Below are 18963 nucleotides of genomic sequence, written 5' to 3'. Positions count from 1 at the left end.
GATGAGTATCAGATACCCGTCATGGCTCCCGCCAGGATTGCAAAGGTTGCTTTGCTCAGTTCAGGTAATTTTATACTGACAACAGAAGCAGGAGAGAAGTTGGAAACACGCTCTTTAATATGGGCTACAGGCGAATTCCAGTTCCCGGACCGGCTGATTTTTCCTGGGGCAGATATTTGTTGCCATTACGGTGATGTGACCAGTTGGAAGGATTTCAGGAAAGGTGAATACATTGTTATAGGCGGCTATGAAAGCGCAGTGGATGCCGCTGTAAACCTGCTGGAAAATGGCTCATCGGTAAAAATGTTAACCCGCTCAGCCCCTTGGTCAGCTAACCACATCAGCGATCCCAGTCTGTCGCTTTCCCCTTATACCCGTGAGCGTTTGAACAGGGTAATGAATCACCGTCTTTTCGAAATTTATGAAGATGCGGATGTCTGTGAAGTAATCAGAATGCCCGGACCGGGAAGTTCGTACAAAGTCCATACCACAAACGGACGCGCCTGGGCCACTGACGAGGTGCCTGTGCTTGCTACCGGCTTCCAGTGTGGCGGGGGAGCAAGGCAACTGGCTGCTTTTTTCGAATGGAATGATGATGGCTATCCGGTATTAACGGATGAAGACTGTTCAACCTTGTTTCCCGGTTTGTATCTTGTCGGCCCTCATGTGCGGCATGCCGGTAATATTTATTGCTTTATCTATAAGTTCCGCCAACGCTTTCCTGTCGTGGCAGAAAGTATCACCCGTCATCTGGGCCTGTCATCTGAAGGATTGCGTGACTGGTGGATTCTGCCTTCAGAACCCGACTGCTGTGCCGACGATGACTGCGCATGCTGAGGTGGTGTTTATGCAATCATTCGTTTTAACAGGGTTAGAAAGTGCTGGAAAATCAACTCTTTTTAATTTCCTGACGGAAAGTGCAGCCAGTGATGAACGTAATTTCAGGGATCCACCGTTGTATGTCGGGAGGGGGTCATTAAGGATGCGGATATCAACCTGGTTGATACCCGGGTATACGCTTTCAGAGCGACAGTGAAACCACGAAACTCGCGCTCAATGCGCTAAACCAGCATGATGGTATTCTTCTGGTGTTGCGGGCCACAAACGCTCAGCAGGAGTGGCAAATGATCTGCAACCTCATACCATCACAGACAAAACGCCTCATTATCCTCCTGACCTTTGCTGATAAGGTTATAGAGGGGCTCGCGGAGGTGGCTGAATACCTGGGTGAAATATCAGGTGCGCCTGTCATGGCAGTTAATGCCAGAGAAGCGGATAGGAATGTTCGCCAGGATGCACTGCAGTTACTTCTGCACGGTAAACCAGCTCCTTCGGTGGACACTTTAACCAGTCAGCAAATACCGGTCATTAATCTGCTGACTGAAGTCCCTCAGCAAACGATATTTGAACATCGTCGGGGTGGTAGGCCTGCTGCGATAATATGTCTTTTCCTGCTTTTTGCCGTTCCGGTATGGTGTGCATGGCTGCTGTCAGATTTCATTCAGCCTGTCATTGACAGTGCGGTTATTCAGCCGCTTGAGAATATAACGACCAACTGGCCCGACTTTCTGAAGGCTCTATTTGTCGGCAATTACGGTCTTTTTAGTCTTGGACTTTATTCGTTTGTATGGGCATTTCCTGTGGTGGTACTGATAGGGTTGTCTCTTTCGCTGACAGACGACAGCGGGCTTAAGGAAAGAATCACCGCGACGCTGGATCCTTGGTTACGAAAAGTGGGCCTCAGCGGACAGGACCTGATCCCGGTTTTAAGTGGTTTCGGCTGTAATGTCGTGGCGGTTTTTCAGAGCCGTTCGTGTTCGCGATGCACCCGGCATGCCTGTATAAGTATGATTAGCTTTGGGTCCGCTTGCAGCTATCAGACCGGGGCGACGCTTTCTCTTTTTAATGCCGCCCATCAACCCTGGCTCTTTGTCCCCTATCTCAGTCTGCTGTTTATCACAGGCGCAATACATACGCGACTCTGGAACGGGTCGTTGAAGCCTGGCCAAAACCAGCGTCTGACAGAGCCCACCTGGCTGCAATGGCCACGCTGGCGAAATGTGACATGGATGCTGAAAAATATCCTCCGTCAGTTCATTACGCAAGCCATGCCGTTATTCCTGATTATCTGCAGTGTTGCGGGGATGCTTGATTACGCAGGGATCACTCGCTGGGTGAGTGAAACGACGGCACCTTTACTTCATCTTTTTAAACTGCCGGCAGAACTGATGCCCGGGATCATTTTTTCACTGCTAAGGAAAGATGGTTTGATGGTGCTCAATCAGGATGGCGGCAGCTTAATACAGTCCCTCAGCACATCTCAGTTACTGCTACTTGTCTGGCTCGCCTCTACGTTGATGGCCTGCCTTGTCACGGTATTTACCATCGCCCGGGAAATAAACTGGCGGTTTGCAGTAGCAGTGGCTGGGAAACAGGTATTAAGTTCTCTGGTGGTGGCTCTGGTGATATCCCAGTTATTTATTCATGAGGCATAAGTATGATCCCCAAGACTTACCAGCAATGGTACCGGTGTATCACAGAAGAATGTGGCATTCCCCTGACGCAGGCATTTATTGCATCCCGCCTGGCTGTTCTTCAGGACCCTGGACACCAGGAAACCAGACGCTTTGTCTCGTTATATGGACAATCTCATCTGAACAGTATTGTACAGTGGTTCAAAAAAGCTGGGGAAGAATTGTTGTAAATCTGCCCCTTTTCGCTTTCATACGAAGGCACCCGGAAAATGCGGGTGCCTTCGATTCACTAATCGAACCACGGCTCAACAGGATCAGGGTAATGTCGCCATTTCAGAGGTCCTTCAGCCATTTCGGTATCCGTTAACAGGGCAGATTCCAGCCTGTTGCGCAGTTCGGATTCATTCATTTCCATTCCAATAAAAACCAGTTCCTGCCGGGCATCACCAATACCATCCATCCAGTGAGACATGATGAATTTGAGTGATTCCGGATCCTCTGGCCAGCGTTCTTTAGGGACACTTGCCCACCACATGCCTCCCAGTCCCTGGCGCGCCACTCCACCCGCCTGCGACCAGGAGCCAGCAAACTCAGGACGACTGGCCAGCCAGAAGTACCCCTTCGATCTGACGACGCCATTCAGTTCATTATCCATCACCTGCCAGAAACGAGCCGGATGAAAAGGCCGGCGGGCACGAAATACAAAGCTGGTGATCCCATACTCTTCTGTCTCCGGCGTATGTTCACCCCGCAATTCTTTAAGCCAGCCAGGTGCCTGAGCGGCTTGATCGAAATCGAACAGTCCGGTATTAAGTACGTTATCAAGTGGAACCTTCCCAAACTGTGAAACAACGATCCTGGCCCGTGGATTAAGCGAACGTAAAACCGCCATCAGTTTGTCTTTTTGCGCTTCACTGATGAGATCAACTTTATTGAGGACCAGCACATCGCAGAATTCAATCTGATCGATCAGCAGGTCTACAACGCTCCTTTCATCACCATCACCGAGCGACTCTCCACGCGACTGAATGCTGTCTTCCGAGCCGTAGTCTTTCAGAAAATTGAACGCATCCACCACGGTCACCATGGTATCAAGGCGCGCTACTGTTGACAGGCTTTCACCGTCATCACCGGCAAAGGTAAAAGTCTCAGCTACGGGCAGAGGCTCTGAAATCCCGGTGGACTCAATGACAAGCTGGTCAAAACGTCCTTCTTTTGCCAGACGATTGACTTCAAGCAGAAGATCTTCCCGCAATGTGCAGCAGATACAACCGTTACTCATTTCTACCAGTTTTTCATCCGTACGGGAGAGCTCTGCACCGCCATCCCTGACCAGCGCAGCATCAATATTCACTTCTGACATATCGTTCACAATAACGGCCACCCGTCGGCCTTCCCGGTTGTTCAGAATATGGTTAAGCAGTGTCGTTTTCCCTGCTCCCAAAAATCCCGAAAGTACGGTAACCGGCAGGCGTTTATCGCCATGAAAATTTGCACTGACTTCAGACATTACCTTACATCTCCTCAGATATTCGTTGTGTTCGGATTAACCAGGATCGTTGAGCACGGTTAGCTCATCGCCTTTAATGGCGTTGTAAAAACAACTCCGCCGACCTGTGTGGCAGGCTCCACCTTTTTGATCCACTAGCAGTAGCACCGCATCTCCGTCACAATCCAGACGGATATCATGTACTTGCTGAACGCAGCCGGAGGTCTCACCTTTTCGCCAAAGGCATGATCGGGATCGCGACCAGTAACAGGCTCTGCCAGTCAATAAGGTTTCATCAAGAGCCTGTTGATTCATCCAGGCAAGCATCAACACCTCTCCAGTGTCATATTGCTGTGCAATCGCAGCGATCAAACCATGAGAATCCCAGGGTATTGACGGCAGGATATCCTCAAGCTGAAACACTGCTCCTGCATGGGCTTTTTCCAGTAACAGAAACATTGGCACCCCACCTTTTTGATGTTACGTTATAACATATCAAGCATAATTGCCAGTTATCACGATTTCACAGGCACTGTACTTCTTGGGTAACATCTGACCGGAAAAAGAAACAAAGCAAATGTGATAGAGGCAGCAGGAGGCAAGATGAATAACAAACTACATTCTGAATTGATTAAGAAAGCTATGTTCCCGGATCTAGGCTGTTCAGAATTTAGGGAACTGACTGCCCGTAAGGCGATGCGAATTACTCCGATGCGGATGATGGTGTATCACTTCATCAGGTGTGCTGAAGACAAAGGTATCAGTGCATACCAAATCCTTGACCAGTTAAAATCATATAACCCAAATGCAAAACCAACTACTGTTTATCGTACTCTGGATTATCTACAACAGGCTGGAGTCATTGTAAAAATAGAAAGCTGTAGCAAGTTTGTAAAAAAGAATAGCTTTCCCCATGAAGGATTAACACTTTTTATGATTTGTTCAAACTGCGGTACAATCATTCAGCATACAGACAGCAAAATACAATATTACGTTGAGGATAAATCACATGAATATGGGTATATTATGCAAAGAAAGGACATAGAAATCAGTATAATTTGTCCCGGTTGTCAGGCTAATGAAAAAATGGCGCAATCTGGGTGAATTGTGCTCAATAAGCATACGATTAGTAACTTCCCATATTATATGTGAAACAGAAAAAATATTATTACGGTCGATAAAATTAAGAATAATATAAATTAGCACTCCCACAAATATTGATTGAAATAATGCTGAATTATTTTCAATAAATAATACAAATAATGCAATTTGAAAAATACCTACCTATCATGTTTAGCAAAGCATGACTATTTAGGATCATAAAAACAAAAAAGGAAATTTATAATTTATTTATTTTAACCGTTTTATTTGCACTCCATGTAAATGCATGCTTAAATTCCCATGCATTTCCTAAACAATATTACTAATGACCTTTATATACAATAATACAGAAATCCTAAATAACTGATCCTAATACCGCTACAGTTTAGCCAACCCATGTTTTCCACCGGGGAATGGGCTGACGGTATTCATAAAGTGACGAACCTTTTTCAACAGTTTCCACATTGAGTGGCACTGATGATTTCGGGTTATTGTCTCGTGAAGCGCCTGCCACAACCGTTCGACATGATTGACCCGCGGCGAGTAAACCGGCTGATAAATTACCCTGAACTTCGGGTTTGCTTTCAGCCAACGCAACGTTTCACGGCTTTTGTGGATGATGTGGTTATCGACAATGAGCGTAATCGTTTTTGCCCGCCGGTATGTCGCCTTCAGATGTTTTAAGTCTGATAAATAAGGAAGAACCTTTACTGTTTCCACTAACGTAGCTGGCTTTTCCTGTATCGCTGTGCAGCGCACCGGCAAGATAGTACTTTTCATTCTGGCCCAGCGTGACTACGCGCTTTTGCTGCCCGCGCAGATGCCAGTCAGCACCAATTTTGGGATTGAGGTGAATATCCACTTCATCTTCGTAAAATACGGGGTTTTCCGCACTGCATTCGCCAGTGCTTCATGGATAGCGACCATTTTTTCTTCTTTGTGTGGGGCACGGATACGCAGTGTCGGCGCTGCTCTCCGCCATACCAGTCCGGCAGCAGGTAACCATCGCCGGATGGTTGAAGCATGTAGCGGACAACCGATAACATCACGGACTTTTATCGCCAGCAGTTCGGTGCTCCAGCGGGAACGCTGATAACTGAAATCGCCGGGAGAATGCTTAACAAGCTCAAGCAGCAATGCGCAAATATGTTCGAACGGCCAGCGCCTCCCACGTCCTGACGGCAATGATTTCAGGCCTTCAGTACCAGACAGCGTGAACCAGTTAATCTAGCGACCAATCGATGAGCGGGCACAGCAGAGCGTTCTGGCAACATGACTGACGGTGTCACCATGATGCAGCATCAGCATGGCGGTGAGCCGCCGGGCGAGGTTTTTGTCCTTTGTTTTATTGATATTTTTATCCATCAGGCGTCACTGGCTCTTGCCCGCATATCAGCTGCATTATAGTACGGCATCAGGTAATTCCTTGATGGTTGTTATCCGCGATATCAGACCTGACGTCTATTTATTGGGCTGAATTTCCCGGATGCTGCTTAAATCACGGTGACGTGAACTCCAGACGCCGCTTCCGACCGCGGCACCGGTGGATTTTCTGAAGCGCAGGCCGCACTCACTGACCCACTGGGAACTGGTTTCCCGCAGCCTGACTAAACGGGGTTGGTAGCATTCAGTAACGGTCCCGGTGTGAGTCATCTTCTTCTGCTTTTTCGTTTCATGGACATGGGTGACCTTATCTGACGAACCATTCACCGCCCGGTCACGGTATTCAGTAGGGATCTCCATAGACAGGCGCAGAGGCAGGGCCCTGCCCTGCCCCGGGACGGGTAACAGACTGTCCGCCGTGGCTTTCAGCCAGCCATACAGCTTATGACCATTACCCGGAATGCCATCAAGCGTCAGTTTACGCGCGGTGAAGCTCCCGTCCTGCCTTCGGACCTTCCGCAGGAAGGTACCCAGAGGCTTACCAGACTCAACCGGCTCCGCCACAATCTAGTCATACCCTGGAAACTGATCGAGCATCAGGTCGATATACTCCCAGTCGAGGACGACAATGACGTGGCCATGAATGTCAGGGCCGTCATTCCACTGTATGGCAATGACATAAGGGAACAGCATGTCGTCGTGAACTCAGAGATACTGAACTAGGCTCTAGCTGGCCAGTTCACAACTGCCGGCCGGAAATGGCTTCAGCCAGTCACGCCAGAGGGAAGGTACCGGCTCACCGGACCGTTCTCCGGCGGCCAGCTCCAGCGCCCGACGGAAGGCCTTCACACGGGCCCAGGTTTCCGCATTCATTTCTTTGCCTTCCCATCAGCACGCGCTAGGATCAGCAGGCTGAACGCGTCACGAATAACAACTCACTAGATACCATAGCCACCTGACTGCACAGGTAAATCAATGAATTCTGGCGGCCCGGCCAGTACCTTTGTCAGATCCAGCGGTAGATGTATGACATTGGTCATTCACCGGCTAGGTTCACAAAGGTGATCTGGTGTGGGAAAGCGGAGCGTTTTACCAGAAAATCAAATATAGTTGACAGGCAGGATATTACATATGGTCAACTCATGTGATCTGTATCTTATTATACGAAAAATGGAACTCATCTTAATATGTTGATATAAAATCACTTTATATTGAAAACCTCATATTATGGCACACTGCCTGCGGTAGATAGTGCTAACGAAAAGCAGCCACTGATGATTGGCTCCCATATTGACACCGTTGTAAACGCCGGCGCTTTCGATGGTTGTTACGGTGTCCTGTCCGGCCTGGCTGTCGTCAGGGCTTTCAGAAAAGCCGGGATCAAACCTTCCCGCCCGATTACTGTCGGCGCATTCACAAACGAAGAGGGTATCCGTTATCAACCCGATATGATGGGATCGCTCGTCTATGCAGGGGGGATCTCGCTGAAGAAAATCCTGGACACTGTCGGCACTGATGGCACACGTCTGGGTGATGAGCTGCAGCGTATTGGCTATGCGGGAGACCTGGAGCCCGGCTCGATCGTCCCTCATGAATACATTGAACTGCACATCGAACAGGGACCTGTTCTTGAAGCCGAAGGGATCCAGATCGGTGCTGTCGAAAATCTTCAGGGAATTTCCTGGCAGGAAATCACCATCAAAGGCACGGCAAACCATGCAGGCACCACGCCGACACGGCTACCCGTTCTTACGATCCGGCAGTCTAGGAAATGCTTGAAAAACGGATGCGTGTTATCTGTAATTCTGTTTGCGCAATGCACGAAGCAGAATGTGAATTCATTTACACACATGAGTTTTCACCTACAGTCGATCATCCGCGGGAAACTGCATATGCAATTGACGCAGCGGTTCGCGTATTCGGCGAAAAAAATGTGGATTCCACGGTGACGTGTTCATACTCAAATCTCCTGCAATATGGGAGATTTGAGTATGGTTGTACCTTGTGAGCGAACAGCGGGAATTCGCAAATGTTTCACATCTGATCAAGGCATTACTTAAAGGATGCTGTGGTAGCCAACGGGGAGCAGGTCAAAGCAATTACAAATTGGTTTGAATTGCAACATCATGCAAATAAATGTTATGTTATCACATTACTTAAGTGGCATATACAGTGACATGAACAACAATCTTCCTTATCCAATACCTGTGCTTGATGTTAAAAGCGTCAGCATTTCTACGGGCCATTCTGCTCTGGTTAGCGATGTCAGCTTTCGGCTCCAACAAGGCGAGCGGGTCTGTATTATCGGCTCATCAGGGTCAGGTAAGTCTCTGACGGCAAAAGCCATTATAGGTACATTGTCTGCCGGGCTGTTATTACAAGGAAGCATTCGTATAAACGGTGCGGATGTCGTTGGCCTTCATCCCACCCGGCGCCCTCAGCATGCGCTGGTATCCGCCATCTTTCAGGACTCTTCCACCGCGCTGAACCCGCTGATGCCGGTGGGGCGACAGCTTGCTCTGGCGTTGAAAACAGGTGATAACGCGATGCTGGGCTCTTTGCTGGATGCGCTACAGCTCAGCGATATCCCTCAATTGCTCTCCCGCTACCCGGCAGAGCTTTCCGGTGGGCAGCGTCAGCGGATTTGCATCGCGCTGGCGTTGCTGGGGAATAATCGCCTGCTGGTTGCTGATGAACCGACGACGGCACTGGATGTGATTAGCCAGCAGCAGGTTTTGCAGATATTAGTTCAGGGTTCCACGATGAGAGCTCCGCCTGCGTTGCTCTTCATCACACATGATATTGCCGTTGCCACACAGTTGTGCCAGCGAGGTATCGTGATGGAAAAAGGCAGGATTGTGGAGTCAGGCACAATGGACCAGCTCCTGAACGAGCCGGAGCATCCTTACACCCGCAAATTGGTACGGGCCGCGCGAGCCGCTGAACAGACGTTGTTAACACACACCCGTGAGGTGCTCGCCGGATGAGTATTCCCCTGCAGATGGCATCCGACTCCTTCATTCAGGTCGACAGGATTTCCCGCTACCGGAGTCACCCCGGACTCCCTTGGCAGAAGACCCTGCCAGTGAATGCCATTCTTAAAGATTTTTCGCTCACACTGCGTCAGCATGAGCGTGTTGGCCTGTTAGGATGTTCGGGCTGTGGAAAATCGACGTTACTGAAAGCTATCTTGGCCCTCGACCCGGTAGATGACGGTGAGGTGTATTGTGATGGAAAGGTGGTCAGGCCCGGCTCTGCCCGAATATTGCGCTGGTATCGCCGCAGGGTTCAGTACCTTCCTCAGGAACCCGCCAGTACGTTGCCGCCGTCAATGCGTGTCAGAGAGATTCTCAACGAGCCGCTAAGACATTTAGGCTGCAACCGTGATGCGTCACCTAATCTTGCCGCCGCGCTTGAACAGGTCGAACTCAGCGCAAAAGTTCTCGATCAGCGTGCAGGCTCGCTTTCAGGGGGGCAGGCTCAGCGCGTTGCGCTGGCAAGAGCGCTGATCATACAGCCCGATTTTTTGCTGGCCGATGAGCCGGTCAGCGGGCTGGATCTTCCCCTGCGTGAGCAAATCAAATTGCTACTTTTGCGTATAGCAGAAGAAAACCGCATGGGGCTGCTGATTGTCTCTCATGACATTTCTATGCTGGCAGGGTTGTGCGACAGAACGCTGGTCATGGTGGCTGGAAAAATCATTGAAGATCGCCCGACGTTTGAAATGTTGCATTTACCTCATCATCCGCATACGCGTCAGCTTCTGGACGCGGTACCGGCTCTTGTAACTCATGCCCCGTCGCTGGCACGTGGCTGAATACACTTTTAACGAATAATCTCATTATGACTGAATTGATTTCAGGGAAGAAAGCGAACACCTCCCTTCATTGCTGCTTGTCAGCCAGTTTATTTTTAATACCGGTTTTTATGCGGTAGTGCCTTTTCTCGCTATTTTTCTGCGCGATGACATGCTGTTGTCCGGTGCCGCGATTGGCCTGGTGCTCGGTCTCAGGACCTTCTCGCAGCAGGGTATGTTTCTGGTTGGAGGGGCACTGACTGACAGGTTTGGCGGACGTGCCATCATTCTGTGCGGCTGCGTGGTCCGAATCAGTGGCTACCTGCTGCTCGCCATCAGCGCCTCGTTATGGGGCGTTATTCTGGGAGCCTGCCTGACAGGGATTGGCGGTGCGCTCTTCTCGCCTGCAATCGAGTCGCTGATGGCTCAGGCGGGGACGCAAAGTGAAAGGGAAGGCAAGCGCAGCCGTTCAGAATGGTTCGCGTTGTTCTCTGTTTGTGGTGAGCTGGGTTCAGTCATCGGTCCTTTGCTGGGAGCATTGCTGACAGGGTACAGCTTTCAGAGTGTGGCCCTTGGCGGGGCAGGCGTCTTCTTGTTTGCGCTGATTATGCTCTATTTCATGCTACCGACAGGCACCAGCCATCATGGCACGCTTAAAATTTCCCCTTGGTGGACGGCATTTCACCAGCGCCGCTTTGTTGCCTTTATCGTTGCTTACAGCGCGTATTTATTCAGCTATAACCAGCTCTATCTGGCGTTACCCGTTGAACTACGCCGCTCCGGGGGAAGTGAGGCCGAGCTCGGCCCGCTGTTTATGCTGGCCTCAGTCATGATCATTTTCCTGCAATTGCCTCTGGCACGGTTTGCCCGAAAACGCGGCGCATCACAGATTTTGCCTGTGGGATTTTTGCTGCTGGCACTGTCATTCTTTAGCGTCGCTCTGTTCGCCGGTACCACAGCGCCAGACACTCTGTGGCGGCTGCTTCCCGCGGTTTCACTAGTCACGCTGCTGACGCTTGGCCAGATGCTTATTGTGCCTGTGGGCATGGACATGATCCCTGTTTTTGCCCGGGATAAAAATCTTGGGGCGCACTACGGAGCACTCTCCTCCATGGGCGGCGCCACCGTGCTGGCCGGCAATTTTGCCCTCGGCGGGCTGCTGGATCGCGCACTCATCCCTTCTTCGCAGGCTTTTGTGCCATGGCTACTTATGGGCTGCATTCCGTTATGCAGCGCGGTTGCCATGCTGTTTATTTTACGATCGTTTAAAACGACCTCTGGAAATCAATAAGGACAGATAAATGAATACGGGTAAATCATTATGGCCTGTTTATGGGCTCTTGTCAGCCACCTTATTACTGACTGGCTGCTTTAATGAACCGCAGGACGAATCGGTCAGCGCCAGCGAGGGCAGAATTAAAGTGGCGCACCTTCTTCCACCGCGTTCCGGCCTGACGCCGCTCAGTGATGATGCATTTAAATTATCGCGCTGGAGCACGGCTGAAACCCTGGTCGTACTCAACAGCGCCAGTGATGCACAGCCTGCGCTGGCAACCAGCTGGGAGCAAATCAATGACACAACCTGGCGTTTTGAATTGCGCCCGAACGTCAAGTTTCATGACAATACCGATCTAACCGCGCAGTCGGTGGTTAACGCGCTGAGCGTTGCCGCTAGCGCCAAACCAAAGCCCCGTATTCTGGATGGCATAACGCTCACAGCCAAAGTAGACGGCGATAATGCCGTACTGATCACGACTGAAAAACGCGATCCTCTTCTGCCTCAGCGTCTTTCCAGCCCTCAGCTGGCCATTTTGTCGCTGAATGCTTACAAAGAAAATGGCGTGGTGAACCCAGTTAATGCAGGAACCGGGCCATTCATTCTGCGCAGCGTGAATGGCACCAGCAGTGCCGCGCTCGATCGCTTTGATGGCTACTGGGGCGAGAAGGCGAAAGCTAGCGGTATTGACGCAAGCTTTGTTCCGGACGGGGCCGCGCGCGCAGCCGCATTACGTACTGGCACGGCGGATATCATTGAGGCAATTCCTGTGTCTCAGGCCCCGCTTCTGGATCAATCACTGGTTCATGAAGTCCCGATGCCGAGAACCAATACGCTTTATCTCAATACGGCGCAGGGCGTGATGAAAGATCCAGCTATGCGAGCCGCAGTCCGTGACGTGATTAATCGTCAGCAGATTGTTGATAATGTCTATGAGAAACGTGCCGACGTCGCGCAGGGGCTTCTGGGGCCAGCCTTGCCATGGGCCGCACCACTGCGCAAACCGGTGACCAACCCCGTTGCAGCGGGAAAACCAGACGGGGCCACAATCACTCTGGCAACGTTCAGCGATCGTGCGGAATTGCCTGAAGTCGCGGTCTATCTTGCACAGCAGCTCATTGCCGCCGGGTTTACCGTGAAACAAGTGGTCCGCGAGTATTCGCAGATTGAAGCTGATGCGCTGGCCGGAAAGTTTGATGCCTTTATTCTGTCGCGTGCAACCGTGCTGGATTCCGGTGACCCGGTTGCCTACATGTACAGCGATTTCGCCTGCGAAGGGTCGTTCAATATATCCCAGCTGTGCCGCCCGGAAATTGATGCAGCGCTGAAAAAAGCCCGTGAAACGCCAGCGGGTGAAACCCGACGTCAGGCCATTATGGACGCTGAAAACATGATCCTTGCCAGTGATGCTGCGATCCCAATACTACATGAGCGCGTCATTCAGGGAGAAAGTGCGGTAGTGAAAAATGCGCTCCGTGACCCTCGCGAGCGCACGCTCATCGACAGCCAGACCCAATTAGTCGCTGGCGAACATACTACTGCTGCGCAGTAAAACAGGGGTTATTGATCAATGAGCGAATCGCTGTACTGCCGGACCTGCGCCAGGATCCATCGGGCAGGTAACCTGCCAAAAGGCTTAGTGGCAACGTTGCTGTCGCGGATAATTACGCTGACCGGTATTGTCGTGCTGATCGGGATGCTGCCTTGGGTATCGGGCCAGGATCCCGCCATGGCGCTGCTGAGAGCGCGTTCTGCCGAACAGGAAGCAACCCCGGAAGCATTAGCAGCGATTCGCCAGTCGCTGGGGTTCGATCAGGGCCCTGTGCAACTCCTGCTGCACTGGCTCAGCGGCCTCTTGCAGGGGGATGCAGGTAACTCTTGGATATCAGGGCGCCCGGTGCTGCCTGACATGATCCAGGCAGCCCAGGTGTCACTGACGCTGATGCTGATGTCCGCCGTGGTGGCACTGCTGCTGGCGGCGATGATTTGCCTGCCGACATTCCGACGAGGCCTGCAGGGGCGGTCGTTTCGTTCGACGGGCTTTTTCGCGTCAGTATTCACCGCATTACCTGAATTTCTTCTGGCGTCATTCTTACTGGTCGTTGGGGCCGTCTGGCTGGAGTGGTTTCCTCCTTACGGCTGGAACGGCCTGCACTATGCGGTGCTGCCCGCGCTGGCAATGGGGATCCCGGCAGGTGGCTATCTGGGGCGGATATTCTCGGATGCTTTAGCGGCAACCTTTAGTGAAAACTGGATAATCACCTGGACCGTCTCCGGGATATCGCGTTGGCACATTACCTGCGCGGTACTTAAGCGAACGCTCTCCACCGTTATGCCGTTAATTGGCCTGGTTTTGGTGTCATTGACGGGCAGTGCAGTGGCCGTGGAAAAGGTCTTCGCCATTCCGGGGCTCGGCAGGGCAACGCTCGGTGCCGTAGTTGCACAGGATCTTCCGGCGCTGCAAATGGGCGTGCTCTTCCTGCTCATCATTGCATTTATGTTCGGAATGCTGTGTGCGGGGATCAGATACCTCATTCTGGGGCGGGCGTTACGCACGTCCTCTCTGCCGGTCACCAATGAACCTGACGGAAAAAGCGGGAAATTGTCGCTGTTGCTTCCGTTCGCCTGTGGCGTTGCGTTGGTCGTGCTTCTGCTTATTGGTCTGCCCCGTGATCCTTACTCGTCTGAGTTTATGCGACTGGCTCATCCTTCCTTTTCGCTGCCCTTTGGGGCCGATGCCATGGGGCGTGATTTGCTGGCCAGAGTGGCCTACGGCACAGTGCATACCTGCATGCTGGCGCTGATGGTGTCGCTTATTTGTCTGCTACTGGGGCTGGTTATTGGTCTTTTCCCCAGGGTATTTGTGGGACCGACAGAGATGGCAAATGCGCTGCCTCCGGTGATTGCGGGCTTACTGGTGGTTTCCATCAGTGGCCCCGGCAGTTTAGGTGCGGCCATTGCGATTGCAGCAGTAGGCTGGGCGCCTCTTGCCACACATACCGCGGCGCTGGCGACAGAAATTCGCGCCAGACCTTATATCAACATGCTTCCTGTTCTGGGGGTTGGCTGGCTACGTCAGAATCTGTTTTACATTTTTCCGGCACTAATTGGCCCTCTCTTTCGTCATGCTATGCTGCGCTTACCGGGGATCGCCCTAGCTTTGGCTTCACTGGGTTTTCTCGGGCTGGGCGCATCACCGCCGGAGCCGGAATGGGGAAGGGTACTTGCGGAAGGAATGCCTTATCTGGAGCGCGCCTATTGGGTCGTTCTGGCACCTGCAGTCGCCCTTGCCGTTTTGTCGGTGATGGGCGTGAGTCTGGCCGGTCTGACGGGTCAAAAAAAGTAAAAGCGTTCCATACGTTGCTATCACTATGACTGCAATGTCGAACACCTTTAAACACGTGATTCTGTTACCAGGATTAAGTCGAGATTATTTTGAAATAACTCTGCACACTTTTTCACCGAAATTATGCTGGTGCCCATCGTCGGGCGAAGTTAGACTGAAATGTTGAGTTAAACAAGGGGGCAAAAATGAAAGTGTTAAGTATTGTCGGGGCAACGCTGTTGGTCACGTCATTCCATGCTGCCGCATTTGTTTCTGTATCGCCGGTGCCTGCGGGGCAAAATGCGAACGTCAGTCCTGCTGCAAACAACGGACACGCTATTCCTTCTGAAGCGGTCAATGCTGACATAACAAAGATCATTCCGATCGCTGGCTGTCACTGCGCTTTCTGCAACTCGTTGCGCGCCGCTAACCTTTGACCCCTTCTTCAGGCCTGGGTTTATCAACATTCAGGCCCTGAGTCCGCTCCTGACGTGCCGTAGGCCATGAGTATGATGGCCTGCTCCTGCCTTTCACCTGTACCCCACCTTACCGCCCAGTCGTTTATTTCACCCTTTACGGGCTGACTTGCCGCGAAAAAGCTTCCCGTACATTCCATTAACACATCCCACGCAGCGTAGATTCAAAGAGAACTCTGTAGGAGATGTTAACAATGCCATATAAGAAAGCCTCTGTATTTGAAGATCCCCGTTTACCTGTCCCCGCTCTCTGATTTCACCCAGTCGGCGGATAAAGACTGCACGCGCAAGGGCATTGCGGGCCTCACCTTTATTCAACCCTGCCTGTACGCGTCGACGCAGGGAAGGCTCCCGGAACCAGTAATGGCCGTGAAGCGACTGTGCAATGCGCTGTTTGGCAGAACGGGCAGCCAGTGGCTGATTGTGGAAGTTTTTGGGGAGAAAGGGCGACAGCACCGCAGTACGGACAGTAACCCGGAGGCCGTTGAAAAGATGGTCAGGCATGTGATAAACCCAGTAACACCTGATAATCTGGAGGATACAGGATGAAAAAATATAAAGTTGTCACTGCAGGACTTCTCCTGGCAGGCCTTATTGCTACCGGTATCACCTGGGCAGCAGGCCAGTCCAACGGAGAGAAGAATGCGCAATGGCGAAAACCCCTGAACGAGAGCATCACGCTTCGGTTCGGTGAAAAAGCCTATAGCGTGGATTTGTATGATAATCCCACGACTCACGACCTGCTAAAAAAGCTGCCCCTTAACGTTCAGGCCACGGATTACCCGGGGTATGACGAGAAAGTGTTGCGCTTAGCAACACCATTATCGATGGAAAATGCGCCGCGGGGTGATGAACCAGAAATTCCTGAAGTGGGCTACTATGCTCCCGGGCAGTGGATTGCTGTTTACTTCGGTCCTATTGGTTACTGGTCTGGTAAGGTGCCGCTTGGCCGTATTCATGCTTCAGTCGATGAAATCAGTGCCATTCCGGAGAATACGCCAGTCACCATTGAGAAAGCGAAATGACCACTGACAGCATACTGCTTAACGACGGCTATTATATGCCCCGGCCAGGTTGTGGCCTCTGGCTGATTGACAACAGGGACGTTGACTCTCTGATCCGACAGGCATTGAAAGCAGGCTTCCGGCACTTTGACACGGCCCAGGCATATTTTAATGAAGATGGGGTAGGCCGTGCGTTACGGTATACCGAAGTACCGCGTGAGCAGTTGTTTATTACTTCTAAAATTCGCGGCAGGGATATGGGCTATGCACGTACGCTTGTCTCCTTTAACGAAACACTGGAGCGTCTGGGCGTCGAATACCTTGAGCTTTTTCTCATTCACTGGCCGATACCCGCAAAAAATTTGTATGTGGAAACCTGGGAAGCATCAATCGAGCTGGAGGCCAGCGGTCTGATTCGTTCCATTGGTGTGTCCAATTTCACCTGCCAGCATATAGAGCGGCTTATAGAGGATACTGGTGTGGTGCCGGCTGTGAATCAGCTTGAACTGCATCCGCATTTTCAACAGTGTGATGTCCGTGATTATCATCATGAAGCCGGAATAGCCATTCAGAGTTACAGCCCTTTTGGTAGTAATGGTGCAGCAGTTTTACGCAATGCGGTGGTAATGGTTTTGGCAAGACGACATGACCATTCACCGGCTCAGATTGTACTTCGCTGGCATCTTCAACAAGGACTCACGCCTCTGCCCAGAACAACCAATGGTGCACGATTTAGTGAAAACGTTGATGTCTGGGATTTTGAACTTTCAGAGGAAGAAATGAAACTTCTGGCGAGCCTCAACACACGAACCGGTAATACTCAACCCCTGCCCGATGCTATGAATATGTCGTTCTGATGCTGAATGTATTACCACCGCTGAAGTAGTTTGTAGAGGGGCGCTAATGTCATTGGCATTACGTCCGCTCTTCGTTCACAGCGGACCGTCATGCCAGCTCAAAAAACAGGCTTAACGTAGGATATTTTCCGTTTTCCAAGCGGACCCCTTACTATAAATTTTAAGCGATCACCTGACCTTCCCTGCTGCGGACTAAGTTCTAAGTGAAGAAATCCTTGTGATCTTTTTATCTACTGTCAGACGAACCACGATAATGCGTGTCGATGAGAAAAAAAACCACCTTATAAAGGTGGTTTTATATAGCTACGGAAAATTGTTTAGATCAGGAAATCTTCGAGAGTTTTTCCTGAATCCAACTGAGCTTTAATTGGTGCCGGGGTACGACCCTGACCTGTCCAAGTTTTTTGCTCACCAGCTTCGTCTATATAAGCATATTTCGCCGGACGAGGTTCACGCTTTTTTCGTACTTTAATGTTAACGGCCGCGTCCATCAGTTCATTCGGATCTATACCATCAGCGATCATCATTTCCCGGTACTGAGAGAGTTTTTCTAAACGCTCTCGATTAGCTGCTTCGGCCGCCTTTTCTTCTTCACTGCGTTCAGTGACTACAACAGTGAACTTTTCTAATACTTCTTCGAGCACTTCTAATGGCAGCTCTCGTGCCTGAGCGCGAAGTGTACGGATGTTATTGAGAACCTGTAATGTCTCGCTCATAGTTACCTCTTTAAGCACATTGTTATGCAGTTACATAACAACATTAAATTAATTAAAAATTTTCAGCAAGTGGCTTCGCAAGTTAAATTATTTCAATCGAAAAACATCTTAAAAAGGAATAGCTCTCATGCTGATTCTATCTTCCTTAGACAGGATACTTCCCAGTTTGTAAATTCACAATCTTGAAAAAAACACCTCAAAAAATCTGTCTCTTTGGTTATGAATTAATCGTTGAATTCAATGTAAAGAGGTGTTGTAATTGTAAAAGTCACCAGGCAAATAATCAATACAATTTAGTTCGATATAGTGAAGATCTAAATGTCATTCCTTATGTATTTATTTATTCGCTTTGCGCCATTGACGTGGTTCAATCGAGTTCGGGTCCGACCACAGACCTTTACCTGCATTGCGAGCGTTCTGCTCAAGAGTCCCATATTCAGGTACAGTTAATCGACCCTGATAGCGATATGCCCAGGCCATGCCTTCTGCAACCATGATGGAATTAATATCCTGGCTTTTAAGATAGATTGTACCAAGCATACGTCCATAGGCGTCCTGCCCATGGTCCTGAATATTTACAATCTGGTTTGCGACCAACTGGATCATTGTCTGCTTAGCCTTCTGCCCGAAGGCTTGCTTACTTTCAGGGGCATCAATTCCATAGAGCCGTATTCTTGTATTTATTGCACCGTCATAAGCCTGTACAGTATCACCATCAATTACTCTGACAACTTTTGCCGAGAAAGTTTTGGCAATTGAAGTCAGCGGTGTTGTTAAAAGAAAAACAGCCAGCGGGAAAATGGCTAACTTGGTCATCCGGATGTTTATCATTGGTTGTCTCTGGGTGATAATCATAAAATGTGAGTTGAGGGTGAAATCACAACGATTTTGAAAATTTACTTTCAAAGTATTTGTTACTTTATTAACTACATGCTATTGTGTCAATGTATATGAAAATTATTGCCAGAGGTGAATGACAACGCATCTCAGCTCAGTAAAGGGGGGGGATGTCGACTGTTAATGATGTGATTATATCTTTTGGGGATGACAGTAAAAGGTACTCAAG

The 18963-nt window shown here is 50.3% G+C and carries 18 protein-coding genes and 3 pseudogenes; 12 read left to right on the top strand and 9 right to left on the bottom strand.

The features are described 5' to 3' along the window. Positions 1-21: 21 nt before the first annotated feature. Together LPQ25_RS26740 and LPQ25_RS26735 are read left to right on the top strand one after the other, a co-directional pair. Positions 22-837: an NAD(P)-binding domain-containing protein gene (locus tag LPQ25_RS26740; RefSeq protein WP_257677986.1), complete on the top strand. Its 816-nt coding sequence runs from the start codon at positions 22-24 to the stop codon at positions 835-837. A 287-nt stretch (positions 838-1124) separates the two neighbouring features. Further along, on the top strand, positions 1125-2495 hold the full coding sequence (locus LPQ25_RS26735) for a nucleoside recognition domain-containing protein (RefSeq protein ID WP_234599519.1): 1371 nt from the start codon (positions 1125-1127) through the stop codon (positions 2493-2495). Between the two features lie 268 nt (positions 2496-2763). On the opposite strand, the gene zigA is transcribed toward LPQ25_RS26735, so the two are convergent. Beyond that, positions 2764-3984, bottom strand: coding sequence for a zinc metallochaperone GTPase ZigA (zigA, locus tag LPQ25_RS26730; protein WP_004212827.1), 1221 nt, complete (start codon positions 3982-3984; stop codon positions 2764-2766). A gap of 36 nt (positions 3985-4020) precedes the next feature. Next, the gene (hisI, locus tag LPQ25_RS26725; protein WP_004212825.1) at positions 4021-4422 is read right to left on the bottom strand and encodes a phosphoribosyl-AMP cyclohydrolase; all 402 of its coding nucleotides are present in this window, start codon (positions 4420-4422) and stop codon (positions 4021-4023) included. Between the two features lie 144 nt (positions 4423-4566). On the opposite strand from hisI, the gene LPQ25_RS26720 reads away from it, so the two are divergent. Then, complete coding sequence (locus LPQ25_RS26720) at positions 4567-5067, top strand: Fur family transcriptional regulator (protein WP_004212823.1); 501 nt, start codon at positions 4567-4569, stop codon at positions 5065-5067. Between the two features lie 375 nt (positions 5068-5442). On the opposite strand, the pseudogene LPQ25_RS26715 reads toward LPQ25_RS26720, so the two are convergent. The 4 genes and pseudogenes from LPQ25_RS26715 to LPQ25_RS26705 all read right to left on the bottom strand — a co-directional run bounded on the left by LPQ25_RS26715 (position 5443) and on the right by LPQ25_RS26705 (position 7320). Beyond that, positions 5443-6429 (bottom strand): annotated as a pseudogene (locus LPQ25_RS26715) (IS630 family transposase). A 96-nt stretch (positions 6430-6525) separates the two neighbouring features. Next, the gene (locus LPQ25_RS26710; protein ID WP_011154565.1) at positions 6526-7011 is read right to left on the bottom strand and encodes a hypothetical protein; all 486 of its coding nucleotides are present in this window, start codon (positions 7009-7011) and stop codon (positions 6526-6528) included. Between the two features lie 3 nt (positions 7012-7014). Continuing rightward, positions 7015-7140 carry a hypothetical protein gene (locus LPQ25_RS27240; RefSeq protein WP_011251267.1) on the bottom strand — a complete coding sequence of 42 codons (126 nt, stop codon included), beginning with the start codon at positions 7138-7140 and terminating at the stop codon, positions 7015-7017. Positions 7141-7173: 33 nt separating this feature from the next. After that, entirely contained in the window at positions 7174-7320 is a 147-nt protein-coding gene (locus LPQ25_RS26705) for a hypothetical protein (protein WP_004212816.1), read from the bottom strand. Between the two features lie 353 nt (positions 7321-7673). On the opposite strand from LPQ25_RS26705, the pseudogene LPQ25_RS26700 reads away from it, so the two are divergent. From LPQ25_RS26700 to LPQ25_RS26670, 7 genes and pseudogenes are all read left to right on the top strand, one after another. Next, a pseudogene (locus LPQ25_RS26700) lies at positions 7674-8189 on the top strand (M20/M25/M40 family metallo-hydrolase); the annotation flags it as partial. A gap of 435 nt (positions 8190-8624) precedes the next feature. Then, positions 8625-9434 carry an ATP-binding cassette domain-containing protein gene (locus LPQ25_RS26695; RefSeq protein WP_011154569.1) on the top strand — a complete coding sequence of 270 codons (810 nt, stop codon included), beginning with the start codon at positions 8625-8627 and terminating at the stop codon, positions 9432-9434. Continuing rightward, positions 9431-10264 (top strand): ABC transporter ATP-binding protein, encoded by an 834-nt coding sequence (locus tag LPQ25_RS26690; RefSeq protein ID WP_004212808.1) that lies wholly within the window; start codon positions 9431-9433, stop codon positions 10262-10264. Before LPQ25_RS26695 ends, LPQ25_RS26690 begins: the two co-directional genes overlap by 4 nt. A gap of 70 nt (positions 10265-10334) precedes the next feature. Continuing rightward, complete coding sequence (locus tag LPQ25_RS26685; protein ID WP_073558144.1) at positions 10335-11534, top strand: MDR family MFS transporter; 1200 nt, start codon at positions 10335-10337, stop codon at positions 11532-11534. A gap of 10 nt (positions 11535-11544) precedes the next feature. Then, a complete protein-coding gene (locus LPQ25_RS26680) occupies positions 11545-13071 on the top strand; it encodes an ABC transporter substrate-binding protein (RefSeq protein ID WP_004212804.1) in 1527 nt (508 codons plus the stop codon). 18 nt (positions 13072-13089) lie between these two features. Further along, positions 13090-14865: an ABC transporter permease subunit gene (locus LPQ25_RS26675; protein ID WP_004212803.1), complete on the top strand. Its 1776-nt coding sequence runs from the start codon at positions 13090-13092 to the stop codon at positions 14863-14865. Between the two features lie 185 nt (positions 14866-15050). Then, positions 15051-15281: a hypothetical protein gene (locus LPQ25_RS26670; protein ID WP_011154571.1), complete on the top strand. Its 231-nt coding sequence runs from the start codon at positions 15051-15053 to the stop codon at positions 15279-15281. A gap of 222 nt (positions 15282-15503) precedes the next feature. On the opposite strand, the pseudogene LPQ25_RS26665 reads toward LPQ25_RS26670, so the two are convergent. Then, positions 15504-15734 (bottom strand): annotated as a pseudogene (locus LPQ25_RS26665) (Tn3 family transposase); the annotation flags it as partial. Between the two features lie 131 nt (positions 15735-15865). Here LPQ25_RS26665 and LPQ25_RS26660 point away from each other — a divergent pair. Continuing rightward, a complete protein-coding gene (locus LPQ25_RS26660; protein ID WP_004212799.1) occupies positions 15866-16345 on the top strand; it encodes a cyclophilin-like fold protein in 480 nt (159 codons plus the stop codon). Continuing rightward, positions 16342-17181: an aldo/keto reductase gene (locus LPQ25_RS26655; protein WP_004212797.1), complete on the top strand. Its 840-nt coding sequence runs from the start codon at positions 16342-16344 to the stop codon at positions 17179-17181. The genes LPQ25_RS26660 and LPQ25_RS26655 overlap by 4 nt, the downstream gene beginning before the upstream one ends. A gap of 317 nt (positions 17182-17498) precedes the next feature. On the opposite strand, the gene LPQ25_RS26650 is transcribed toward LPQ25_RS26655, so the two are convergent. Continuing rightward, positions 17499-17897: an H-NS family histone-like protein gene (locus LPQ25_RS26650; RefSeq protein WP_004212796.1), complete on the bottom strand. Its 399-nt coding sequence runs from the start codon at positions 17895-17897 to the stop codon at positions 17499-17501. 336 nt (positions 17898-18233) lie between these two features. Next, positions 18234-18728, bottom strand: a complete 495-nt coding sequence (locus LPQ25_RS26645; RefSeq protein ID WP_004212794.1) for a thermonuclease family protein — start codon at positions 18726-18728, stop codon at positions 18234-18236. Positions 18729-18963: the final 235 nt, after the last annotated feature.

This window comes from Klebsiella sp. KPN54798 (assembly GCF_021184225.1).
Classification (GTDB): Bacteria; Pseudomonadota; Gammaproteobacteria; order Enterobacterales; family Enterobacteriaceae; genus Klebsiella; species Klebsiella pneumoniae.
The sequence above is the reverse complement of the archived record's forward strand: the minus strand, read 5'-3'. Positions and strand labels throughout refer to the sequence as shown.

Bases quoted from the DNA above. Each gene is read 5' to 3' on its own strand.
- LPQ25_RS26740 (WP_257677986.1), top strand. From the start codon at position 22: ATGGCTCCCGCCAGGATTGCAAAGGTTGCTTTGCTCAGTTCAGGTAAT.
- LPQ25_RS26735 (WP_234599519.1), top strand. From the start codon at position 1,125: ATGATCTGCAACCTCATACCATCACAGACAAAACGCCTCATTATCCTC.
- zigA (WP_004212827.1), bottom strand. From the start codon at position 3,984: ATGTCTGAAGTCAGTGCAAATTTTCATGGCGATAAACGCCTGCCGGTT.
- hisI (WP_004212825.1), bottom strand. From the start codon at position 4,422: ATGTTTCTGTTACTGGAAAAAGCCCATGCAGGAGCAGTGTTTCAGCTT.
- LPQ25_RS26720 (WP_004212823.1), top strand. From the start codon at position 4,567: ATGAATAACAAACTACATTCTGAATTGATTAAGAAAGCTATGTTCCCG.
- LPQ25_RS27240 (WP_011251267.1), bottom strand. From the start codon at position 7,140: ATGCTGTTCCCTTATGTCATTGCCATACAGTGGAATGACGGCCCTGAC.
- LPQ25_RS26705 (WP_004212816.1), bottom strand. From the start codon at position 7,320: ATGAATGCGGAAACCTGGGCCCGTGTGAAGGCCTTCCGTCGGGCGCTG.
- LPQ25_RS26695 (WP_011154569.1), top strand. From the start codon at position 8,625: ATGAACAACAATCTTCCTTATCCAATACCTGTGCTTGATGTTAAAAGC.
- LPQ25_RS26690 (WP_004212808.1), top strand. From the start codon at position 9,431: ATGAGTATTCCCCTGCAGATGGCATCCGACTCCTTCATTCAGGTCGAC.
- LPQ25_RS26680 (WP_004212804.1), top strand. From the start codon at position 11,545: ATGAATACGGGTAAATCATTATGGCCTGTTTATGGGCTCTTGTCAGCC.
- LPQ25_RS26675 (WP_004212803.1), top strand. From the start codon at position 13,090: ATGAGCGAATCGCTGTACTGCCGGACCTGCGCCAGGATCCATCGGGCA.
- LPQ25_RS26670 (WP_011154571.1), top strand. From the start codon at position 15,051: ATGAAAGTGTTAAGTATTGTCGGGGCAACGCTGTTGGTCACGTCATTC.
- LPQ25_RS26660 (WP_004212799.1), top strand. From the start codon at position 15,866: ATGAAAAAATATAAAGTTGTCACTGCAGGACTTCTCCTGGCAGGCCTT.
- LPQ25_RS26655 (WP_004212797.1), top strand. From the start codon at position 16,342: ATGACCACTGACAGCATACTGCTTAACGACGGCTATTATATGCCCCGG.
- LPQ25_RS26650 (WP_004212796.1), bottom strand. From the start codon at position 17,897: ATGAGCGAGACATTACAGGTTCTCAATAACATCCGTACACTTCGCGCT.
- LPQ25_RS26645 (WP_004212794.1), bottom strand. From the start codon at position 18,728: ATGATAAACATCCGGATGACCAAGTTAGCCATTTTCCCGCTGGCTGTT.